This window comes from Enterococcus pernyi, assembly GCF_045371165.1.
GTDB lineage: Bacteria > Bacillota > Bacilli > Lactobacillales > Enterococcaceae > Enterococcus_B > Enterococcus_B pernyi.
In genome coordinates this window covers 293,019-313,765 of sequence record NZ_JBIQDM010000002.1, presented here as the reverse complement: position 1 = coordinate 313,765, position 20,747 = coordinate 293,019, and the positions used below count along the sequence as shown (strand labels likewise).

21 protein-coding genes, 1 tRNA gene and 1 other annotated feature are annotated in these 20,747 nt (G+C 40.4%); of the genes, 16 read left to right on the top strand and 6 right to left on the bottom strand.

Annotation, left to right across the window (positions count from 1 at the left end):
- Positions 1 to 153 precede the first annotated feature (153 nt).
- The gene (locus ACH0AK_RS04075) at positions 154 to 2,052 is read left to right on the top strand and encodes a fructose-1,6-bisphosphatase (protein WP_226075651.1); all 1,899 of its coding nucleotides are present in this window, start codon (positions 154 to 156) and stop codon (positions 2,050 to 2,052) included.
- Positions 2,053 to 2,148: 96 nt separating this feature from the next.
- On the opposite strand, the gene ACH0AK_RS04070 is transcribed toward ACH0AK_RS04075, so the two are convergent.
- On the bottom strand, positions 2,149 to 2,868 hold the full coding sequence (locus ACH0AK_RS04070; protein ID WP_010734840.1) for a gamma-glutamyl-gamma-aminobutyrate hydrolase family protein: 720 nt from the start codon (positions 2,866 to 2,868) through the stop codon (positions 2,149 to 2,151).
- A 217-nt stretch (positions 2,869 to 3,085) separates the two neighbouring features.
- Positions 3,086 to 3,133 (top strand) — a sequence feature (sodium ion sensor (DUF1646 type); this cis-regulatory element may regulate processes involved in with the transportation of sodium ions).
- Between the two features lie 108 nt (positions 3,134 to 3,241).
- On the opposite strand from ACH0AK_RS04070, the gene ACH0AK_RS04065 reads away from it, so the two are divergent.
- The 10 genes from ACH0AK_RS04065 (at position 3,242) to ACH0AK_RS04020 (ending at position 13,475) form a co-directional block, all read left to right on the top strand.
- A complete protein-coding gene (locus ACH0AK_RS04065) occupies positions 3,242 to 3,565 on the top strand; it encodes a hypothetical protein (RefSeq protein WP_023520058.1) in 324 nt (107 codons plus the stop codon).
- On the top strand, positions 3,552 to 5,546 hold the full coding sequence (locus ACH0AK_RS04060; protein ID WP_023520057.1) for a V-type ATP synthase subunit I: 1,995 nt from the start codon (positions 3,552 to 3,554) through the stop codon (positions 5,544 to 5,546). Before ACH0AK_RS04065 ends, ACH0AK_RS04060 begins: the two co-directional genes overlap by 14 nt.
- A 23-nt stretch (positions 5,547 to 5,569) precedes the next feature.
- A complete protein-coding gene (locus ACH0AK_RS04055; protein WP_010734843.1) occupies positions 5,570 to 6,040 on the top strand; it encodes a V-type ATP synthase subunit K in 471 nt (156 codons plus the stop codon).
- Positions 6,041 to 6,056: 16 nt separating this feature from the next.
- A complete protein-coding gene (locus ACH0AK_RS04050; protein WP_023520056.1) occupies positions 6,057 to 6,641 on the top strand; it encodes a V-type ATP synthase subunit E in 585 nt (194 codons plus the stop codon).
- A gap of 14 nt (positions 6,642 to 6,655) precedes the next feature.
- A complete protein-coding gene (locus ACH0AK_RS04045) occupies positions 6,656 to 7,642 on the top strand; it encodes a V-type ATPase subunit (protein ID WP_010734845.1) in 987 nt (328 codons plus the stop codon).
- Positions 7,632 to 7,943 carry a V-type ATP synthase subunit F gene (locus ACH0AK_RS04040; RefSeq protein WP_019723168.1) on the top strand — a complete coding sequence of 104 codons (312 nt, stop codon included), beginning with the start codon at positions 7,632 to 7,634 and terminating at the stop codon, positions 7,941 to 7,943. The genes ACH0AK_RS04045 and ACH0AK_RS04040 overlap by 11 nt, the downstream gene beginning before the upstream one ends.
- Positions 7,944 to 7,963: 20 nt before the next feature.
- The gene (locus tag ACH0AK_RS04035) at positions 7,964 to 9,745 is read left to right on the top strand and encodes a V-type ATP synthase subunit A (protein ID WP_023520055.1); all 1,782 of its coding nucleotides are present in this window, start codon (positions 7,964 to 7,966) and stop codon (positions 9,743 to 9,745) included.
- Positions 9,738 to 11,114: a V-type ATP synthase subunit B gene (locus ACH0AK_RS04030; RefSeq protein WP_010734848.1), complete on the top strand. Its 1,377-nt coding sequence runs from the start codon at positions 9,738 to 9,740 to the stop codon at positions 11,112 to 11,114. The genes ACH0AK_RS04035 and ACH0AK_RS04030 overlap by 8 nt, the downstream gene beginning before the upstream one ends.
- Positions 11,115 to 11,121: 7 nt before the next feature.
- Positions 11,122 to 11,757 carry a V-type ATP synthase subunit D gene (locus tag ACH0AK_RS04025; protein ID WP_010734849.1) on the top strand — a complete coding sequence of 212 codons (636 nt, stop codon included), beginning with the start codon at positions 11,122 to 11,124 and terminating at the stop codon, positions 11,755 to 11,757.
- Between the two features lie 371 nt (positions 11,758 to 12,128).
- Entirely contained in the window at positions 12,129 to 13,475 is a 1,347-nt protein-coding gene (locus ACH0AK_RS04020) for a TrkH family potassium uptake protein (protein WP_019723165.1), read from the top strand.
- An 83-nt stretch (positions 13,476 to 13,558) separates the two neighbouring features.
- On the opposite strand, the gene gloA is transcribed toward ACH0AK_RS04020, so the two are convergent.
- Entirely contained in the window at positions 13,559 to 13,933 is a 375-nt protein-coding gene (gloA, locus tag ACH0AK_RS04015; protein ID WP_010734851.1) for a lactoylglutathione lyase, read from the bottom strand.
- Positions 13,934 to 14,066: 133 nt separating this feature from the next.
- Here gloA and ACH0AK_RS04010 point away from each other — a divergent pair, with 133 nt between their 5' ends.
- Complete coding sequence (locus ACH0AK_RS04010; RefSeq protein ID WP_023520053.1) at positions 14,067 to 14,510, top strand: NUDIX hydrolase; 444 nt, start codon at positions 14,067 to 14,069, stop codon at positions 14,508 to 14,510.
- Between the two features lie 70 nt (positions 14,511 to 14,580).
- Here the strand turns inward: ACH0AK_RS04010 and yidA are convergent, their stop codons facing one another.
- The 3 genes from yidA to ACH0AK_RS03995 are packed head-to-tail and all read right to left on the bottom strand — an operon-like array spanning position 14,581 to position 17,592.
- Positions 14,581 to 15,390: a sugar-phosphatase gene (yidA, locus tag ACH0AK_RS04005; RefSeq protein ID WP_010734853.1), complete on the bottom strand. Its 810-nt coding sequence runs from the start codon at positions 15,388 to 15,390 to the stop codon at positions 14,581 to 14,583.
- A 14-nt stretch (positions 15,391 to 15,404) separates the two neighbouring features.
- Positions 15,405 to 16,775, bottom strand: a complete 1,371-nt coding sequence (locus ACH0AK_RS04000) for an HD domain-containing protein (RefSeq protein WP_499796734.1) — start codon at positions 16,773 to 16,775, stop codon at positions 15,405 to 15,407.
- Complete coding sequence (locus ACH0AK_RS03995) at positions 16,759 to 17,592, bottom strand: lipoate--protein ligase family protein (RefSeq protein ID WP_023520051.1); 834 nt, start codon at positions 17,590 to 17,592, stop codon at positions 16,759 to 16,761. The genes ACH0AK_RS04000 and ACH0AK_RS03995 overlap by 17 nt, the downstream gene beginning before the upstream one ends.
- 207 nt (positions 17,593 to 17,799) lie before the next feature.
- Between ACH0AK_RS03995 and ACH0AK_RS03990 the strand changes: the two genes are divergently transcribed.
- The 4 genes from ACH0AK_RS03990 (at position 17,800) to ACH0AK_RS03975 (ending at position 20,530) form a co-directional block, all read left to right on the top strand.
- Positions 17,800 to 18,231, top strand: coding sequence for a YwiB family protein (locus tag ACH0AK_RS03990; RefSeq protein ID WP_010734856.1), 432 nt, complete (start codon positions 17,800 to 17,802; stop codon positions 18,229 to 18,231).
- A 75-nt stretch (positions 18,232 to 18,306) separates the two neighbouring features.
- On the top strand, positions 18,307 to 18,918 hold the full coding sequence (gene rpoE, locus ACH0AK_RS03985) for a DNA-directed RNA polymerase subunit delta (protein ID WP_019723160.1): 612 nt from the start codon (positions 18,307 to 18,309) through the stop codon (positions 18,916 to 18,918).
- A gap of 281 nt (positions 18,919 to 19,199) precedes the next feature.
- Positions 19,200 to 19,598 carry a hypothetical protein gene (locus ACH0AK_RS03980; protein ID WP_010734858.1) on the top strand — a complete coding sequence of 133 codons (399 nt, stop codon included), beginning with the start codon at positions 19,200 to 19,202 and terminating at the stop codon, positions 19,596 to 19,598.
- Between the two features lie 302 nt (positions 19,599 to 19,900).
- A complete protein-coding gene (locus tag ACH0AK_RS03975) occupies positions 19,901 to 20,530 on the top strand; it encodes a hypothetical protein (protein WP_023520050.1) in 630 nt (209 codons plus the stop codon).
- A 108-nt stretch (positions 20,531 to 20,638) separates the two neighbouring features.
- Here ACH0AK_RS03975 and ACH0AK_RS03970 read toward each other — a convergent pair.
- Positions 20,639 to 20,710 (bottom strand) — tRNA-Arg (locus ACH0AK_RS03970).
- Between the last annotated feature and the right edge of the window lie 37 nt (positions 20,711 to 20,747).

The following is a 20,747-nucleotide window of genomic DNA, read 5'->3' as shown; positions in this document are numbered from 1 at the left end:
GTTGCTTTTAGACGTATACCTAGAGTGCTTTTGTTTGATTTGAAAAATCCACGATTTTATATGTACCTATTTTTTATTTAGTAAAGTAATTTTATTGTAAATATCCATTGTGTGTCCTATAATTTTAGGTATACCAATTTTGGAGGCGTTTGGATGGATCAATATTTAGAATTATTGTCAGAAAAATTCCCAACAAAAGAAGAAGTCATTACGGAGATCATCAACTTAGAAGCAATCCTACAACTACCAAAAGGAACCGAATTATTTTTAAGTGATATCCATGGAGAGTTTCCAGCATTTGATCATATATTGAGAAATGGTTCAGGGAATCTACGAGAGAAAATCAAAGATTTATTTCAAGATTGTTTAAGTGAAGAAGAGATGAAACGATTAACGATTTTTGTTGCATATCCGGAATACGCATTAGCGACTGACTGGTACAAAAAACAAGACAAAACAACGTTAATTCATCAATTGATCGAGTTACTGCGATTCACTTCTGTTAAGTATACGAGATCAAAAGTAAGAAAAGCCTTGCCTAAAGAATATAGTTATATCATTGAGGAATTATTGTATGTCGATGATCGTGTGCAAGGGAAAAAATCTTATGTGAGTAAAATCGTTGATCAGTTGCTTGAGATGAATGAAGAAGAGCGCTTTTTAAAAAAGTTAGCGCAGACGATTCAACGAATGGTGATCGATCATGTCCACGTGGTCGGAGACATCTTTGATCGGGGGACACAAGCCGCCAAAGTGATGGACCGCTTGATGGAGATCCATTCAATCGATATCCAATGGGGCAACCATGATATTTTATGGCTGGGGGCATATTGTGGCTCGGAAACTTGTTTGTTGACCTTATTGCGTATCGCTGCGCGGTATAATTATTTATTCGAGTTGGAAAAAGAATACGCGTTGAATCTGCGTTCCCTTTGTTCGTTTGCGACAGAAACTTATCAAACAAACCCTTTGTTTACACCTAAGAATAGCCAAGACGCAACGGAACGCGAGAGAGAAGAGATGGAGAAAATCCATCAAGCGCTTGCGATCATGCAATTCAAACTAGAATCGCATTTACTGAAACGACGACCAGAATTTGAGATGGCGGATCGGGATATGTTAGCGAATATCGATTATGAAAAAAATGAGTTGTTTCTGGATGGTCAAAAGTATACGATCCATCACCCATGTTTCCAGACGATTTCTGCGCAGGAACCGGATCGTTTAACGGCAGACGAACGACGAGTGATCGATATGTTGCTGTATTCTTTTCAACATTCACTCCGAATGCAAAAACATATGGATTTCCTTTTAGAAAAAGGTAGGATGTATCTTGTCACGAACCAAAGTATCTTGTTTCATGGCTGTATGCCGTTAGATGAACATGGTGAGTTTCTAAGTTTTAAACTTGGGAGTGAGACGTATCAAGGGAAGCAATTGATGGCATTTTTTGAAGAACAGATTCGTGAAAGTGCTAAATCACTGAAGAAAAAAGAAGACCTAGCGACTGATTTGATTTGGTACGCATGGAGTGGGCCTTACTCGCCGTTGTTTGGTAAAAGTAAGATGGCTACGTTTGAGCGTTATTATTTAGCAGAAAAAGAAACGCATGTGGAAGTCAGCAATGCTTACTATCGATTACGAGACAAAGAATGGTTGAGTCAAAAAGTAAGGCGTGAGTTCGGTGTACCTATCTATGGTTCAGTGATCATCAATGGACATACACCAGTCAAAGTGAAAAAAGGGGAGTCACCAATCAAAGCGGACGGAACAGTTTTCGTGATTGACGGTGGTTTATCAAAGGCCTATCAACGAACAACGGGTATTGCAGGGTATTCGTTGCTATGTAACTCTTATGGCTTTCAAATCGTGACCCACTACCCATTTTTAGGCATCGAGGAACAATTTGAAACAGCCAATGGCTTGGCAGAAGTCAAAAAGGTCATTGATCAACAGTTGCCACGAAAATTAAATCGTGATACGACAAAAGGGAGCGAATTGCAGCGACAAATCGAGCAATTGAAACAGCTGCTTGAGTATCGTAGAAGTTAACTGCAGATCGATGTTCCTTGCATAAAATGAATGAAAGCCCGTCTAGCTGAAACAACATGTTCCTGCTAGACGGGCTTTTCATTTCGTTTATAACGATCATAACGATTGTACAAAATAATCAAATAATTTTTGATCGAGTGGATTTTTTTGGTGAATAAGCTCAGGATGCCATTGAACACCAAGTATTCGTTGGTTGGATCCTTTACTTTCAACAGCTTCCACCAATCCATCAGGAGAATACGCTGTTGCTTTTAGTGTAGGAGCAAGATCCCTGATTGCTTGGTGATGATAAGAATTTACAAAATAAGAAGTAGGTAATACTTCGTGGAGGATACTATCTGGTTCGACTGTGATTTCATGCGTAGCAAATTGTGGGGGAGTTGGTTGTTGTTCATGTTTCACTGACCAATTTGGATATAACGTAAGGTCTTGGTAAAGATTCCCCCCTAACGTTACATTCAATAATTGCATCCCACGACACACAGCTAAGATCGGTTTATTTTGTTTTAATGCTTCATTGATCAACGCCTGTTCAAATAGATCCCGATTCAGGTTTGTTTCTGTCAATTTAGGGTGAGGCGCTTCGTTGTAGAACGAAGGACTGACATCCTGACCGCCAGCTAGGAGTAGCTTATCGACGAGCTGAATGTAGTCACGAGCGCTTTCTGTGGAAGAAATAGGGAGAAGCAAAGGCAAGCCCCCTGCTTGCTGTACCGCATTAACAAAACCTTGCGGGGTGTAAGTGACTTGATTTCCTTGAAATGTTTCTGTAGCCCGCAGTAATTGATTGGCCGCGATACCAATTTTTTGATGCATACGATTTCCTCCATTCATAAACTACTTCTATTTTAGCAATAGTTTAAAAAAAAATTAAAATATTTGTTTTGGAAAACGTACGTAATTATATAATAGGTAGAATGTTTCTAAAGTTGCTCATTTACTGTCAGTTATGAACTTTCTGAAAGGAAAAAGGGATCTGTTAGTTGAAATTTTACCTGAATTTGTTATACTTGTAAGTAAGAAATATATAAATGGTTGGGCGCAAGCTTCAAGGATCTAGTTCTTCAAGGGGTGAGAAGAACATTTTTTTGAAAGTGCCTAGATTATCTGAAGTTATTTTTAGAGGGACATACTTTCAATGAAAAAAGAAAGGATGTCCCTCTTTTTTTAGAGAAAGGAAGTAGGGAATGTGCTAGAAGCCTTAGAAAAAATCAAACAAGCTGAAAAAGAAAATGAACAAGCGATGAAAAAGCTTCAGCAAGAGTTAAAAGATTATAAAGAAGCAAAAGCGGTCGAATTGGATCAACTTCGTGCAAGTCAAAAACAACATTTGGAACAGTTGCTTGAAGAAAAAAAACGAGCGGAACAGCAAAAAGCGATTGCTGAAAAAAATAAATTGAACGAAGACGCTAGACGATTGCAATCCATCGTACAAGAACAATATGAGAAGCAACGTCAGCAAGCGGTTGACGCGATCATTGAAAGGGTGAAAGAAACCTATGGCCGTCACTAAGATGGAAAAAGTGACTCTTATTTCCGATAAACAAAATCAGGATGCCTTATTACAAGCAATCCAAGGCATCCAAAATGTAGAGATTCGCGATCTTTTTCAAGAAACGACAAATAATCAATGGGTGGATACTTATTTTCCTAAGGCAGCGATTTTTGAAAAAGAACCGATCGTCAATGCGCTTACTAGTCGGATCATGCAAACAAGAGAAGCTGTTCAGTTCATTGATCATCATGGGGACAAGCAACAAAAGAAACAACACCTCAAACGAAGAGAAGTGACCTTGCAGGAACTAGAAGCAAATTATTCGGAAGAAGATTTTACGAAGCGTTTAACTGAAATATTAGGCTTGAAGAAACAATGGGAAACATTAGCAGAACAACGAGAACAACTGTCAGAGCAGGAAGACAGGTTGACACATTGGGCAAATCTGGATGTTATACCGCAAAGCTTTAGTAGTCACCAAACAACAGTTGAGATGGGAACGATCAGTGTTGCTAATGCGACAGAATTTAGAGAAGCATTAGCAAAAGTTCCAGAGGTCTATGTGGAAGAAGTCAGCGAAACAGATCACTTCGTTTACTTGACTTACGTGGTGCTCAAAACTTCAGCATCTATTGTCGATGAGATTGCTACTCGTTATGGTTTTGTCAAAGAAGCATATCCTTATGAGCAAACGCCAAAAGAACAGCTACAGGAAATCAAGCAAGAGTTGCAAGCTTGTTACGAAGCACAAAAACAATTAGCGATCAAAATCGGTCGTTGTAGCAGTTACATCCAAGAATTGGAATGGGCAGAAGAAATCCTCTTGGCAATGGCAGAACGAGAAGCAGTGAAGGATCGATTTGTCATGGCGCCTTACCTGATCGTTGTCCAAGGATGGGTCGGCGAGGACGAAAAGCAAGAATTGATCCAGCAGGTAGAAAATACGTTGTCTGCTGATGAAGTCTTTCTTAGCTTTGAAGCGCCCACCGAAGAAGAGATCGATCAAGAAGTACCAACGAAATTGAAGAACCATCCAATCGTGGCACCTTTTGAAATGCTGACGGAAATGTACAGTTTACCTAAGTATCATGAAATTGATCCGACACCATGGATGACGCCATTTTATCTTGTCTTTTTCGGGATGATGGTGGCTGATATTGGTTATGGTTTACTCATGCTTATAGGCGCAATCATTGCGCAAAAATTGTTGGTATTACCTCGAGGGATGCAGCGATTTGCTAAGTTTTTCGAAATCTTAGCGATTCCGTCGATCATCTGGGGATTTATTTATAGTTCCTTCTTTGGACAAGCGTTACCGACCGAAGTATTAGGTATCCACTTACCCTTCCCGTTGTTGTCTACAACAGATGATGTCAATACGATTTTAGTCTTGTCTGTCATTTTTGGGCTTATCCAAATCTTAGTAGGATTGTTTCTTGCAGCAAAAGAGCATATCAAGCGCAAAGATTACGTGGATGCGATCAATGATGGATTTGCCTGGCAAGGGATTTTAGTGGGAGTCGTCCTTTTATTACTTGGTAGTATGATCGTCAAGAACCCGATTTTTGTTTACCTAGGTGCAGGATTAGCGATTTTATCAGCGCTATGTATTTTTGTCATTCCGATTTTCCAATCTTCATCCAAAGTCAAAGGTGCTGCAAAAGGAGCCTATAATTTGTATGGTTTGACTGGTTATATCGGTGATCTAGTGAGTTACACACGATTGATGGCTTTGGGGATCTCTGGTGGGAGTATCGGCGCTGCCTTCAATATGTTGGTTGCTTTCATGCCGCCAGCCGCGCGCTTTAGTGTCGGGATCTTATTGATCATCGCTTTACATGCGTTGAATATGTTCTTGACCTTGCTTAGTGCCTACGTGCATGGCGCGAGATTGCAATATGTCGAATTTTTCGGCAAGTTTTATACCGGAGGCGGACGGGCCTTCGATCCACTGAAAGCAGCGGAAAAATATGTCAATATCAATCATAAGAAAAAGTAAAAAAATTGGAGGAATTTTAAAAAATGATGGATTACTTAATTGCTCAAAATGGTGGAATGGTGTTTGCGGTATTAGCGATGGCAACAGCCACGATCTTTTCAGGGATCGGATCAGCGAAAGGTGTGGGGATGACTGGTGAAGCCGCAGCTGCATTGACGACAAGTCAACCGGAAAAATTCGGACAAGCGTTGATTTTACAATTACTTCCCGGAACACAGGGACTTTATGGCTTCGTAATCGCCTTCTTGATCTTTATCAATTTAAATGCAGATATGTCGGTTGTCCAAGGGCTGAATTTTTTAGGCGCATCTTTACCGATTGCCTTTACAGGATTGTTTTCTGGGATTGCTCAGGGGAAAGTATCTGCTGCAGGTATCCAGATCTTAGCGAAAAAACCAGAACACGCAACTAAAGGAATTATCTTTGCCGCAATGGTTGAAACTTACGCAATCTTAGGCTTCGTTATTTCTTTCTTATTAGTATTGAATGCTTAAACAAGGAGGAAAAACAATGAACGCCATTGATAATATCATTCGTCAAATGAATGAAACAGCTGAAGCAGAACGAGCGGCGTTTGAAAAAGCAGAACGTGAAAAAATCGATCAGCAGTTCAAAATCGAGCGTGCGCGTTTAGAAGCAGACGATGAAAAGCAAAAATCTAAAGAACTTGAAGAAATCGAAAAGAGTTACCGTCAATTAAGAAATCGCCAACAGGTGGAAGTGCGTCAAGCAACACTCAATGAAAAACAAGAATTTTTACATCGTTTGTTTGCTGAAGCACGCCAAGAATTAGAAAGTTGGCCAGCAGAAGATCAACTTTCATTGATGTTCAATATGGTGCAGAATTTATCCTTATCTGGTGAGGTTACTTTATTAGCCGGAGAAAAATCTGCTGCCATTTTAACCAATGAAGTAGTGACAAAGTGGAACCAACAGTTGCCCTTCACCTTGCATCTAAGTGATCGAAGGATTGCCAAAGAAGCAGGATTTTTGATTGATGACCAAGGGGTACAATACAACTTTGTCTATAGTGATCTAGTACAAGAAGTGCAAGAACAAATGCGCTTTGAAATTGCGAAACAACTATTCGAGTAAGGAGGGATCGGTGAATGGATTATCATGAATTAAATCCCTTGATTCGTGGAAGAGAATTAGAACTTTTATCAAAAGAAGATTTTGATCGCATGATCCAGACGAAATCATTGGACGCATTAGGCGAAATGTTAAAAACAACGATTTATCATCCTTATATCTACGAAGGTTTTGAACGGGACTTTGAGGAAAATCTATTGGCTGAGTCGGGCAAACTATTTACCTGGTTAAAAGAATCGGCGCCAGAACCTGAAGTCGTTTGGGTCTATACGATGCGGTATACGTTCCATAATTTAAAAGTCCTGACAAAAGCCGAGATGACGGGTAAAAATCTGGATCACCTGTACCGTAATGATGGTTTTTATTCATGCGAAGCGTTAAAGCAAGCAATCCATACACAAGGCTCTACAGAATTGCCTTCGCAGTTGATGGATAGTATTCGTGAAGTCCATGAATACTGCGAAGAATCCTCTGTGTTACAAGGAATCGATGTTATCTATGATCGCTATTTCTTGACAGAGCAACGCCGTCTTGGAGAGAAACTTGGGTATCCGGAATTACTGGAAGAAATCATTGCGTTTATTGATTTGACTAATATCACGACGATGGCACGCGGTATCTTGCAACAACGATCCAGTGGTTTTATGACTGCAGTACTTTCAAGTTCTGGCAGTATCCCGAAAGAAACGTTTTTGAGTTTCGTCAAAAGCGAGTTGGATACCTATTTGAACTTTCTGCAAACAACAGATTATCGTCAATTGATCGAACCTGCAATCCATGAAGGAGAACTAGATTTTGTTCGATTAGAACAAATCAAAGACGATTACTTATCTTCGCTGTATGAAGCCGCACAAACGCAGGCTTTTGGCCCGTTGCCTTTACTTGCTTTCTTGAATGCAAAAGAAATTGAGAGCAAAAATCTTCGGCTATTAGTGATCGGTAAGAAAAATCACTTTGATAATGAAACGATCAGAGAAAGGGTGAGACAAGTCTATGACGCATAAAATCGGTGTCGTTGGCGACAAAGATTCTGTTTTACCATTTAAATTATTTGGGTTTGATGTGCACTATGCGACAGAGCCACAAGAAGTGAGGCGCGCAATCGAACAAATGGCAAAAAGCGCCTATGGAGTGATCTATGTCACAGAACAATCGGCGGCGATGACACCTGAGACGATAGAACGTTACAAAGAATCGATGACGCCAGCAATTGTCCTAATCCCTAGCCATCAAGGAACGATGGGGATCGGCGTAGCAGAGATCCAAAAGAGTGTGGAAAAAGCAGTTGGACAAAATATCTTATAGAATGTAAAGGAGATAGTGCATTGCAAATTGGAAAAATCATAAAAGTCTCTGGCCCTCTCGTGATGGCAAAAAATATGTCAGATGCAAGTATCCAAGATATGTGCTTAGTGGGAGAGCTAGGAGTCATCGGCGAAATCATTGAGATGCGCGGAGATGTCGCATCGATACAAGTATACGAAGAAACTTCAGGGATCGGCCCTGGTGAACCCGTTCGTTCAACAGGTGAAGCGTTGTCTGTTGAGTTGGCGCCTGGGATCATTTCACAAATGTTTGATGGGATCCAACGGCCATTGGATACGTTCATGGAGATCACGCAAAGCAACTTTTTAAGTCGTGGTGTCCAATTACCAGCGTTAGACCATGAAAAAAAATGGTGGTTTGAAGCAACTGCTGAAGTCGGGCAAGAAGTCAGTACCGGAGATGTTCTAGGTGTGGTGGATGAAACAAAGATCATCCAACATAAAATCATGGTACCTCATGGTGTCAAAGGAAAAATCAAAAAAATCGAAGCGGGATCATTTACGATCGATGAAGTGGTTTGTGTCATCGAAACAGAAGACGGTTTGCGAGAATTGACGATGTTGCAAAAATGGCCTGTTAGACGGAGTCGTCCGATCAAAGCAAAATTGAATCCGGACGCGCCAATGATCACGGGGCAACGTGTTATCGATACCTTTTTCCCAGTGACAAAAGGCGGAGCTGCCGCTGTACCTGGCCCATTTGGTGCTGGTAAAACAGTTGTTCAGCACCAAATTGCTAAATGGGCAGATGTTGATATGGTCGTTTATGTTGGTTGTGGTGAACGTGGTAATGAGATGACGGACGTACTGAATGAGTTTCCAGAACTGATTGATCCTAATACAGGTGAATCATTGATGGAACGTACCGTATTGATTGCCAATACATCAAATATGCCAGTAGCTGCACGGGAAGCATCGATCTATACAGGGATCACTATTGCGGAATATTTCCGTGATATGGGATATGATGTGGCGATCATGGCAGATTCCACTTCTCGTTGGGCAGAGGCATTGCGAGAAATGAGTGGACGTTTAGAAGAAATGCCTGGTGATGAAGGCTATCCTGCATATTTAGGTTCTCGTTTAGCTGAATACTATGAACGTTCAGGACGTGTCATTGCTTTAGGTAATGAAGAACGTGAAGGAAGCATTACAGCGATCAGTGCGGTCTCACCATCTGGTGGAGATGTTTCTGAACCAGTGACTCAAAATACGTTGCGTGTCGTGAAAGTTTTCTGGGGATTAGACTCCAGTTTGGCGCAAAAACGTCATTTCCCATCCATCAACTGGATTCAAAGCTATTCTCTTTATTCGTCAGAAGTGGGACGTTACATGGATCAGATCCTACAAGCGGATTGGGCAGAGATGGTGGCAGAAGGAATGCGTATCTTGCAACAAGAAGAGCAATTGAATGAAATCGTGCGTCTTGTTGGTGTCGATTCACTTTCAGATAATGATCGCTTGACGCTTGAAGTAGCAAAGTCCATTCGTGAAGATTACTTACAACAAAATGCGTTTGATGAGGTGGATACATTTACTTCTAGAGAAAAACAATTCAAGATGTTGAAATTGATCCTATCTTTTGGTGAAGAAGCACGTCAGGCGATTTCATTAGGTGCTTATCTCAGTGAGATCATGAAAGGAACTGTGGGATTGAGAGAACGAATCGGTCGTAGTAAATTCGTGCCAGAAACAGAATTAGAGAAATTAGATGAAATCCAAGCGAATATCAAACCAACGATCCAAGCAATCGTTTCAGAAGGAGGAATGACCGATGATTAAAGAATATCGAACAATTGGTGAAGTGGTCGGTCCTTTGATGGCGGTCGAGAAAGTCGCTGGGGTGAAATATGAAGAGTTGATTGAAGTTCGTATGCAAAATGGCGAGATTCGTCGTGGACAAGTACTTGAAGTACAAGAAGACAAAGCGATGGTCCAAATTTTTGAAGGAACTAGTGGGATCAATCTGAGAGATTCAACGGTCCGCTTTTTAGGGCATCCATTAGAGTTGGGAGTTTCTGAAGACATGATCGGTCGTGTATTTGACGGGTTAGGTCGTCCAAAAGACAATGGGCCAGAAATCCTACCAGAAAAATACTTGGACATCAATGGAGAAGTCATCAACCCGGTGGCTCGTGATTATCCTGATGAGTTTATCCAAACAGGTATCTCAGCAATCGATCACCTGAATACTTTGGTCAGAGGACAAAAATTGCCGGTATTTTCTGGCTCTGGTTTGCCACACAAAGAATTAGCTGCTCAAATTGCGAGACAAGCGACGGTGTTAGACTCTTCTGATGATTTTGCAGTTGTTTTTGCTGCCATTGGAATCACCTTTGAAGAAGCAGAATTCTTTATGGAAGACTTCCGCCAGACGGGAGCAATCGATCGTTCGGTGATGTTCATGAACTTAGCGAATGACCCAGCCATCGAACGGATCGCAACGCCTCGTATGGCATTGACTGCGGCTGAATATCTCGCTTATGAAAAAGGGATGCACGTGTTAGTCATCATGACAGATATGACTAACTACGCCGAAGCATTACGAGAAATCTCTGCTGCCCGTCGTGAAGTGCCAGGTCGTCGTGGCTATCCAGGGTATCTTTATACGAATTTAGCAACTTTATATGAACGTGCTGGTCGAATCCGAGGATTAAAGGGGTCTGTGACACAAATCCCGATCTTGACCATGCCAGAAGATGATAAGACACATCCCATCCCTGATTTGACCGGCTATATCACAGAAGGACAAATCATTTTGACGAGGGAATTGTATAAGAGTGGCATCCAACCACCGATCGATGTCCTGCCTTCGCTTTCACGTTTGAAAGATAAAGGGACAGGTGAAGGGAAAACTAGAAAAGATCATGCAGCGACGATGAACCAATTATTTGCGGCGTACGCCCAAGGTAAACAAGCCAAAGAATTAGCTGTTGTCTTAGGGGAGTCGGCGTTGTCAGACGTGGACAAAATCTATGCTAAGTTTGCGGAACGTTTTGAAAAAGAATATGTCAATCAAGGATTTTATACCAACCGCTCAATCACTGAAACGCTGGATCTAGGATGGGAACTTTTAGCCATGCTTCCACGAACGGAATTAAAACGGATCAAAGATGATCTGCTTGACCAGTACCTGCCAGAAGGGGAGTGAGTGTCAGATGGTTCGATTAAATGTTAATCCGACACGAATGGAATTGACACGACTCAAAAAGCAATTGACGACTGCAACAAGAGGACACAAATTGTTGAAGGATAAGCAGGATGAATTGATGCGTCAATTCATCCTACTGATCCGTAAGAACAATGAACTGCGCCAAGTAGTAGAAAAAGAAATGACAGCAGCTATGAGCGATTTTGTCCTTGCGAAAGCTTCATTACCTGAAGCCTTCATTGATGAATTGTTTGTACTACCGGCTGAAAATGTCGAGTTAGCTGTTATCGAAAAAAACATTATGAGCGTCAAAGTACCGATCATGAATTTTGAATATGACGAACAGCTAGGCGAAGCACCGGTGGATTATGGCTATTTGAATTCCAATGCAGAATTAGACCGTTCGATCGATCGTTTTACCTCATTTCTGCCTAAGCTCCTTGAGTTGACAGAGATCGAGAAAACCTGTCAACTGATGGCCGGTGAGATCGAAAAAACACGGCGCAGAGTGAATGCGTTAGAGTACATGACGATTCCACAATTAGAAGAAACGATCTATTATATCAAGATGAAGTTAGAAGAAAATGAACGTGCGGAAGTTACTCGCTTGATCAAAGTGAAAAATATGGGGAACGCTGATTAGCTAAGTCATCTGAGCAAATTAGTAACGTTGTTCGTTCATCTGAGCTACAGTTCTAAGCTCCGAAGAATAGGCCGTAAATGTCGAAAAATATCTTTAACTAATTTCGGATGTTTATGGCTTATTATCTGGAGTTTTTTTTTGTAGAACTCATTTGAGCGTTCCTATTGTTTGTTCGAAAGCATGTGTATCAAACGAACAGGTATAAGGGAGGAAAAAGACTCAAATTCTTTGCTGGAAGAAGAAAAACAAGGTAAGATAAGGAATGAAAAGAAAGCGAGCGTTTGGCGGACTTACTTTTACATCCGTGAGAGCAATAGCTACTTCATTTGTTCGTTGCGAAGGTAGCTAACGGTCTTAGAGGAGTGATTCGAATGAAACAGAGGATAACAAAACAACTGTCACCAGTTCAATTGATTGCTGTTGGCTTTTTTCTTTTGATCTTAGTTGGTGGCAGTTTACTTACTTTGCCTTTCTTTAGTAAAAGTGGCGAACCGACGAATTATATTGATGCATTATTTACTGCAACTTCAGCCGTCTGTGTCACTGGCTTGACTACATTGAACACTGCGGCGCATTGGAATGAAGCCGGTCAGTTTCTGATCATGGTTTTGATCGAGATCGGTGGTTTAGGTTTTATGATGATCCCCATTATTTTCTTTGCAGTAGCGAAGAAAAAAGTCAGCTTTAGTATGCGGATCTTACTAAAAGAAGCATTGAATCTTGAAATCATGTCAGGTGTTATGAGTTTGATGCTCTATATCTTGAAATTCGCAATGGTCATCCAAGGGCTGGGAGCACTTGCCTTGAGTTTTACATTTGTGCCGACTTACGGATGGACAAAAGGGATTTGGTACAGCATCTTCCATGCCGTATCAAGTTTTTGTAATGCTGGGTTTGATTTGTTAGGGGATAGCTTAGCAAATGATCAGCCAAACATCTATCTCTTAATGGTGGTCTCTGCGCTGATCATTGCTGGTGGGTTAGGTTTCATTGTTTGGCGGGATCTACTTAGTTATCATAAAGTAAAGAAAATCACTCTCCACTCAAAAATTGCATTGATTGTCACTGGTGGCTTATTGGTGGGCGGTTTTATCGTCTTTTTCTTTACCGAACAAAATGCGATCCATCTAGTTGAAGGAACTTATCTTGAACGTTTAGCAAATACGTTCTTCATGAGTGTCACACCAAGAACAGCTGGTTACTACTCCATCGACTATTTACAAATGAGTCATGCCGGCTTGATGTTGACAATGATCTTGATGTATATCGGTGGAACATCCGGTTCAACAGCAGGTGGGTTAAAGACCACTACTTTGGGCATCCTATTGATTCAAATGCATGCGACATTTAACGGGAAAACCAGAGCTGAAGCTTTCGGACGAACTATTCGCCCAGCAGCAGTACTTCGCGCACTGACATTGTTTTTCGTTACATTGTCTTTATGTATGTTGGCGATCATGGTCTTGTCTGTGACTGAGACGATCCCAGAAACTTCAGGCATCGAATATATTGCTTTTGAAGTGTTCTCAGCTTTTGGAACAGTTGGGTTGACAATGGGGTTGACGCCAGATCTGACAGAAGTCGGGAAACTGATCATCATGTCATTGATGTATATCGGACGTGTAGGGATTTTAACCGTCTTTTTCTCTATTCTTGTAAAAGGAAATCAAGTAGGGACGAAGTACAAATATCCAGAAGAGAGCGTATTGATCGGTTAACAGTAAGTGGTTTTAAGAACAGAAAAAAACAGAGGAAGTTGACACGCGGTGTTCACATCCTCTGTTTTTTAGTATTGCTCTATTTATTTTGTACGAATGACTTCGATTTTGTAACCATCAGGATCGACAACGAAGTAATAAGACGGAGCTGTTCCTGGCAGTCCTTTCAAGTCAGTCACGTTGAAGCCTGCTGCTTGATGTTTTTCATGAAGTGCTTCTAAGTCTTCAACTGAAATAGCGATATGACCGTAGCCGTTTCCTAAATCATAGCCTTCATGATCATAGTTGTAAGTCAACTCTAATTCGTAATCATCTCCTGGTAAAGTCAAGTAAACCAGCGTGAACTTGTTTTCTGGAAAATCGCGACGACGACTTTCTTCAAAGCCGAATGCTGTTTGATAGAATTTTAAAGAAGCGTCAAGATCTTTAACGCGGACGCAAGTGTGAGCCATTTTCATAAGTATATCTTCCTTTCTTTTTTACCTTTTCCACATTATCATATCAAAAATTTCAAGTACGCTATGGGTTTGTGCTTGTTTATGAGAAAACTCTCATGTAGAATAGAAAGAAAAAGATGAAGGGACAATACCTATGGAAAACCCAATGTTTGGCGAAAAAGACGAGTCTGCAAATTACCAAGACCGTTACGCAGCGTATATCATTGTCGAAACACATGGGAAAATCGCAATGATCGAAGCGCCAAATGGTGCCTTTTTTTTGCCAGGCGGTGAAAAAGAGGGACAGGAAACAAATGAAGAAGCGATTTCTCGTGAATTACTGGAGGAAATGGGGATCAGCGCAGAGATTTCTTGTTATCTAGGGGAAGCAGCGGAATATTTTTACTCAAACCATCGAAAAACTTACTTCCACAATCCTGGCTATTTTTATGTAGCAAAGAGTTGGCAAAAGGTAGGGGAACCAACCGAAAAAGACCAATCGATCTGGTGGGTCACTCCTGAAACTGCCTTAGAAAAATTAAAACGAGGAAGTCATCGTTGGGCAGTGGAAAAATGGTTAGCGATGAAGCAAAATTGAACAAAAAAACAGCTCATAAGAAAGAGCCGATACTTCGGACTTTAAAATGAGCTGTTTTTATTCATTACTTTTACAAGACATATTTTTTGATTGCTTCAGCCACACCGTGTTCATCGTTGGTTGCAGTAACCACATTAGCCGCTTCTTTTATCAACGGAACGGCATTTCCCATCGCCACGCCTAATCCAGCGTATTCGATCATCGACAAATCATTTTCGTTGTCACCGATTGCCATGATCTCCTCTTGTTTGATTCCTAGATGTTGGGCTAAGTTAGCAACAGCAGCGCCTTTACTAGCTTCTTTGTTCAAGATCTCAAAGTAGAAAGGTGAACTCTTGACAGTTGTATATTTTTCGCGGAAAGTTTGTGGTAAACGAGCGATGGCCGCATCTAGGATCGCTGGTTCATCGATCATCATCATCTTCACGATACTCATATCAGGTGTCATTTCATCAGCTGTCCGATATTTCAATGGCATGTTGACTAAAAAAGCTTCATGGACAGTATAGGGACTGATATCACGATTCGTTGTATAGATCGTTTGATCATCGATCGAATGCAAATGACTCCCCACACGTCTGGCCATGACTTCGATCTCCAAGAAATCTTCATAAGTCAAGCCATGACGAGCAATGATCTTGCCAGATTTTGTTTGCTGGACTAACGCACCGTTATAAGTGATCACATAATCGTTGTCTTGGTATAATCCCAATTCATTCAATTGGTTTTTGACTCCTGGAAGCGGACGACCTGTACATAGTACGATTGCCACGTTTTTTTCCACAGCGCTTGCAATTGCTTCTTTTACTTCTTGTGTGATTTCTCTTTTTTCGTTTAACAGGGTGCCATCGATATCGATAGCGACTAATTTGATAGACATAAAATTCTCCTTAGTTAGTTTATTTCTTCAATCAATGCGCCATTATGGATATGACGCGCAAATTCTTGGTAGGTTTCATCAAAAAGATCATAGTGATTACGCAAGGTAGGATCGACCATTTCTTTCGGAAAGAAGAAGCGTTCATCTCCTTGTTCTTGCCCTGCGAGTGCAGCAACTAATTGACTGACCTCTGATAATTCTACCAAAGTTCCGTCATTTCGCAAGATTTCAATTTGTGTGCGATGTCTGCCTTCTTCTGGACGGTAAAAATCATAAGGCAGGTCATAGCTTGAATTGATGGCTGTATAATAGTTTGGATTGTAGCCCACTTTTTCGACCAAAGAGGTCAATTCAGCAATCAGTGGTGAGTAACGATCACCAGAAAACATCGCTGATTTCAATGGTTTACGATTTAAGAAGCGTTTGGCTAAGTCACTAAGGATTGGATCAGATGAATCCGTCCATTGACTGAAACACGTATTCAAGACGCCATCATCCAGCTTTAAGTACTCATCTAAACTAAATGTGCCATCTAAAAATGGCGACAGTAACTGTGAATAACGTGCAAAACTATCATCATCTTGGTGATAAAGTTCATGGGCACGATGCAATAGATGCTCCAAGACGACTTCCATTCCTCGAGAAACTGGATGAAAGTATACTTGAACATACATCTGATAGCGACTGACGATATAATCTTCTACTGCGTGCATCCCATTCATGGAAAAAGCGATTCCACCTTGATAGGGGCGAATCACACGCAAAATCCTTGTCAGATCGAACGTTCCATATTCTGTACCTGTAAAGTAGGCATCACGTAAAAGGTAATCCATACGATCGGCATCGATTTGGCTAGAGATCATTTGGACGACTTGTGGATTTGGATATGTTTTTTGGATCACACTAGCCACTTTCTCAGGAAAACCTTCTTCGACACGATTCAAAATCTGATAGACTTCCGTTTCTGGCGAAGTAATGATCTCTACAGTGATTGCTTCATGATTGGTCTGGAAAATATGTTCAAAGGTATGTGAATAAGGCCCATGGCCAATATCATGGAGTAAGGCGGCACATAAAGTCACGAGACGTTCCCGATCATCCCAACCAGAAGGACCGATTTTTTCAATGGAGAAATTTCTTGAAAAAATGTCACAGATGCGTCGGGAGATTTCGTATACACCGAGTGAATGAGTGAAACGGCTATGCTCTGCGCCATGGAAAGTAAATGACGAAGTACCGAGTTGTTTGATCCGTCGTAATCGCTGGACTTCTTTCGAATTGATCAAGTCTAAAATCACTTGATGTTGCACGTGGATGTAGTTATGCACTGGATCTCTAAAGACTTTTTCCATTGGTAATAGTTTGTATTTATAAGGTGTTGTCATAAGCCAGCTCCTTTAGTGCATTTCGTTGGGTCATACGTTCAATTTGTCCGTGCCATTCATCTGGCGAAACATTCGCTTCTTGCCAAATGTCAGACCCCATAGAAATACTTGTTGGATAAGATGTAGTGAACGCTTGGATAAATGAATCTTTTACTTGAGCAACGGTCAACGGTGTATCGAATAACTTTTCTAGTGTCGCCATGCTTGTAGGTGCCACCGCAGGATAGCCGTTTGTACCGAATTGTTCTTTCAATGCTTGTTGATAAAACTGTCGCATCAGTTCGCCTCGTTTTTCTTGATCCCCATTCACGCTCAGATACATCATCACAGAGATCCCGTTTTTGATCCGTCGTTGTGCGATCCCGGCAAATTTTTTACCATTGATACTGAGATCGTAGGTACCAGGACAATAAGAATCTTTGATTTCATAGGCTTCTATTTTGTCTGCATAAACAGGAAAAGCCTGACGAGTAAGAGCGAGCATCTGTTCATATCCTTCATCGATCGAGATCTTGTTCTCATCTTCTTGTGGGAAAATCAACGAGATATTCAAAATCCCTTGGTCTGAAACGATACCTAGTCCACCAGCATTGCGGATCACCGGTGTAAATCCCGCATCTTGGATGACCTTGATCCCTTCAGATAAAAAAGGGGTTCGGGTATCCTTCATACCGAGGATGATCGTCTGTTCATATTGCCAAAAATGTAGAAAAGTTTGTTGATTTTTTTTGGCATACTCTGTTAAAATATCCGTTAAAGCAAACGGAGAAAAATCATTTGTTTGGTAGACTTCTTGATCCAAAATGATGGACGTCATGTACTCAACTCCTATTTAAATCTGCTTGAGCAGCGATTGTTACAACCTCAACTCATTCTAATATACAGGAGTATCACTCCTTCTTTCTTCATTATACTCCAAAATAAGAAAGAAGAGATGAAAAAAGTTATCTGTTCTCTATACCTGTCGGTTGACAAATCAGTGGAAAGTGGGAACAATGTAGCTATGAGAAAAGGAGAATGTCAAATGGAACGATCTGGATTACCGATTTCGATACAATTACGTACAAAAGTGAAACAACAAGGAGAGCAACAAGATTTTTATTTTGATCTGAAAGGACAAATGGTCAAAATTGGCGATACCTTATACATACGCTATAAAGAGATCCAAGAAGGACAAGAAGAAATTCCTGTCACAATCAAGATCATGCCAGATGGTCACGTGCAATTGATCCGTGCTGGTGAAATGCGTATGCGTCTAAAATTTGCCTATCGGGAGCGTCTAGAAACCCATTACCGCACGCCTTATGGAATGATCCAAGTCGACACATACACAAAAGAACTACATGTCAGTCTAAAAGATCGTCCAACGGCTGGCAAAGTCATGATCGATTACGATTTGTTCATGGGTGTCGAAAAAATAGGCGAATATGAGATGGTCTTAGATTTTACTGCATAAATAGCAAAGAAACGTTTGATTTTTCACCTGTGATTTTGTATGATAAGGAGTAGACTGTGAAAGGACGTGTCCTGATTGGAAATTAGTGTATTTGAAGGTGCAAATAAAAACGAATTATCAATGATCGAAGTCGCACACGCGATCTTAGAGCAGCGTGGTGATGTGATGGACTTTTCTGATTTAGCAAATGAGATTCAAACATATCTTGGCAAATCAGATAGTGACATTCGTGATTCACTCGCACAATTTTATACTGACTTAAATATCGACGGTAGCTTTATTTCATTAGGCGACAATCGTTGGGGCTTGCGTTCATGGTATGCCATCGATTCGATCGATGAAGAAGTCAACCATGGAATCGACGAAGAAGACGAGGATACACCACGTCGTCGTAAACGCAAAAAAGTCAATGCCTTTATCAATGATGACGAAGATGCCATCGATTATAACGATGATGACCCAGAAGATACTGATCTGTCTGACGAAGACGATGATGATCTTTTTGAAGATGAAGATGACGATGATGAAGAAATCGCTGCATACAATTCAGACTTACAAGAAATTGGTGCAGATACTGGAGACGACGAAGAAGAAATCCCAGGAAACATCGAAGAAGATCTAAGCATTATCGAAGACGATGACGAAGAAGACGAAGAATTTGAAGACGAAGATTTCCCAGAAGAATAAGTAAGAGAAATCACAAAAAACTGCAAGTTACTTGTAAAAGTAGCCTTGCAGTTTTTTTGTATTAGAATAAAAGAAAAAGTCCTAGAGAGTAAGGCAGAACGTCAACTAGAAACCAAAAGTGTTTCTCCTTAAGGATGAAGGCATATTTTTGTGGTTTATAGAAATGTTTCAGAGAAAAGCATTAGGTGATGTCAGCGAATCTTTTTTCATTTGTTGTAAAAAAGAGTATGATGAAAGTGAAACTGAGACATGACAATCAAATATAAAAGGAGACGATCGATATGTTAGATGATCAATTAAAATGTCCCAATTGTCAGACCAAATTCTATTATAATGAAGTACGTCACATTGTGAAGCATCGAGAAAAAGAAATGCCGATCCGCTGTCCTGAATGCAATGAAGTAGTCGAACGGAAACTTTCTCATGGCTATTTCGTGACATACAAAGAAACAGATTTTTCAAAGTTGGATCAAGAAGTGGAGGAAACACCGAAGCAATACAAAAGCTTGAAAACCGGTGCGGTGATCAGTGCAGATGAATACCGGGAAATGATTGAACGTCATGATTTATCTTTAAACGGACCAATGAGTTCGGAATTGATGGGCGGTATGAACTATTTTATTGAAAATGAAGCCTTGAACAACGAAGAAAGTTACGAAGATTATGTTCCTTATGATTGATAAAAAATGAAAGAGAGTGGGACAATAATCCTTTCGCACCATTTAAAATCGAATAAACCGCGGAAACAGAAGTAACTCTTCGAAAAATAAGTCGCCGTCCACCAAAATTTGAAAAATAATTTTCGTGGATGGTGCTTTATTTCTCGTGGTCAAACACTGCTGTAGTGACTTCTTGAGGAAACAGGTTATAGAATCAAGTCGGAAAATAAAAAACGATTGTTTTTTATAAAAACTCTTTGCTTCATTGGCTATTTCTTATTATGATTATAGACAGAAGAATAACAAATAAATAGGAGTAATCAATGAAAAAGTCAATACGAATAAAAGTAATCGGTTTTCTTGTGATTTTATTTGGGTTGTTTCTCTTGGTCCATTCATCACCAAAAGAGCAAACCTCTTTGAATCTTTCAACGAAAAATGAAGAAAATACATATCGTACAATGTCCAGTAAGTTGGACTTTCAGCAACTGCTTCGTGTCATTTCGAGAGAATATCAACTAACCGAAGAAGAAGCTAAAAAACAGCTCGGCTATACTGAGCAAATGGTGCAAAGCGCAATACATAATGGGGCAATCTACCGTATCTTTTCTCAAAACATAACTGTCAACAGAGTATACCAACCAAATTTATTGTTATACTGTGAAACGAGCGAAAGTGGAAATTTCCGAGCAATCAAGTCAATTTTATCCGTTCAGTTGAAATCCGCTGATCAAGGATTGGAAAAACATTTTACAGGGGATGTATTTGCTTATTTAGAGGACCCTAACCGAATATTTTATCTCATCAATGGTGATTTTTATGATCAAAAAACAGCCACTTTAAGAAACGGTTTAACGCTTCGTCAAGGTGAGGGTGTGACAGAGCGCTATACTCCTAGACCTTTAACGAATCATTTCTACTATAGTTACATAGAAGATTGGTTTACTTTTTGAAATCCCATGAAGAAATCAAAAAAAGCAGTTTTCCTAGATAGGAAAACCGCTTTTTTTCTTAGAAATTTGAAAGCAAAATCTTCACAAATATGCTAAGATAACAATAGACGCGTCCTGAGGGAATCGAACCCCCGTCTCAAGAACCGGAATCTTACGTGATATCCACTACACTAAGGACGCAAGCACTGCAACAATTGTATCGAAATCAAAAATAAAT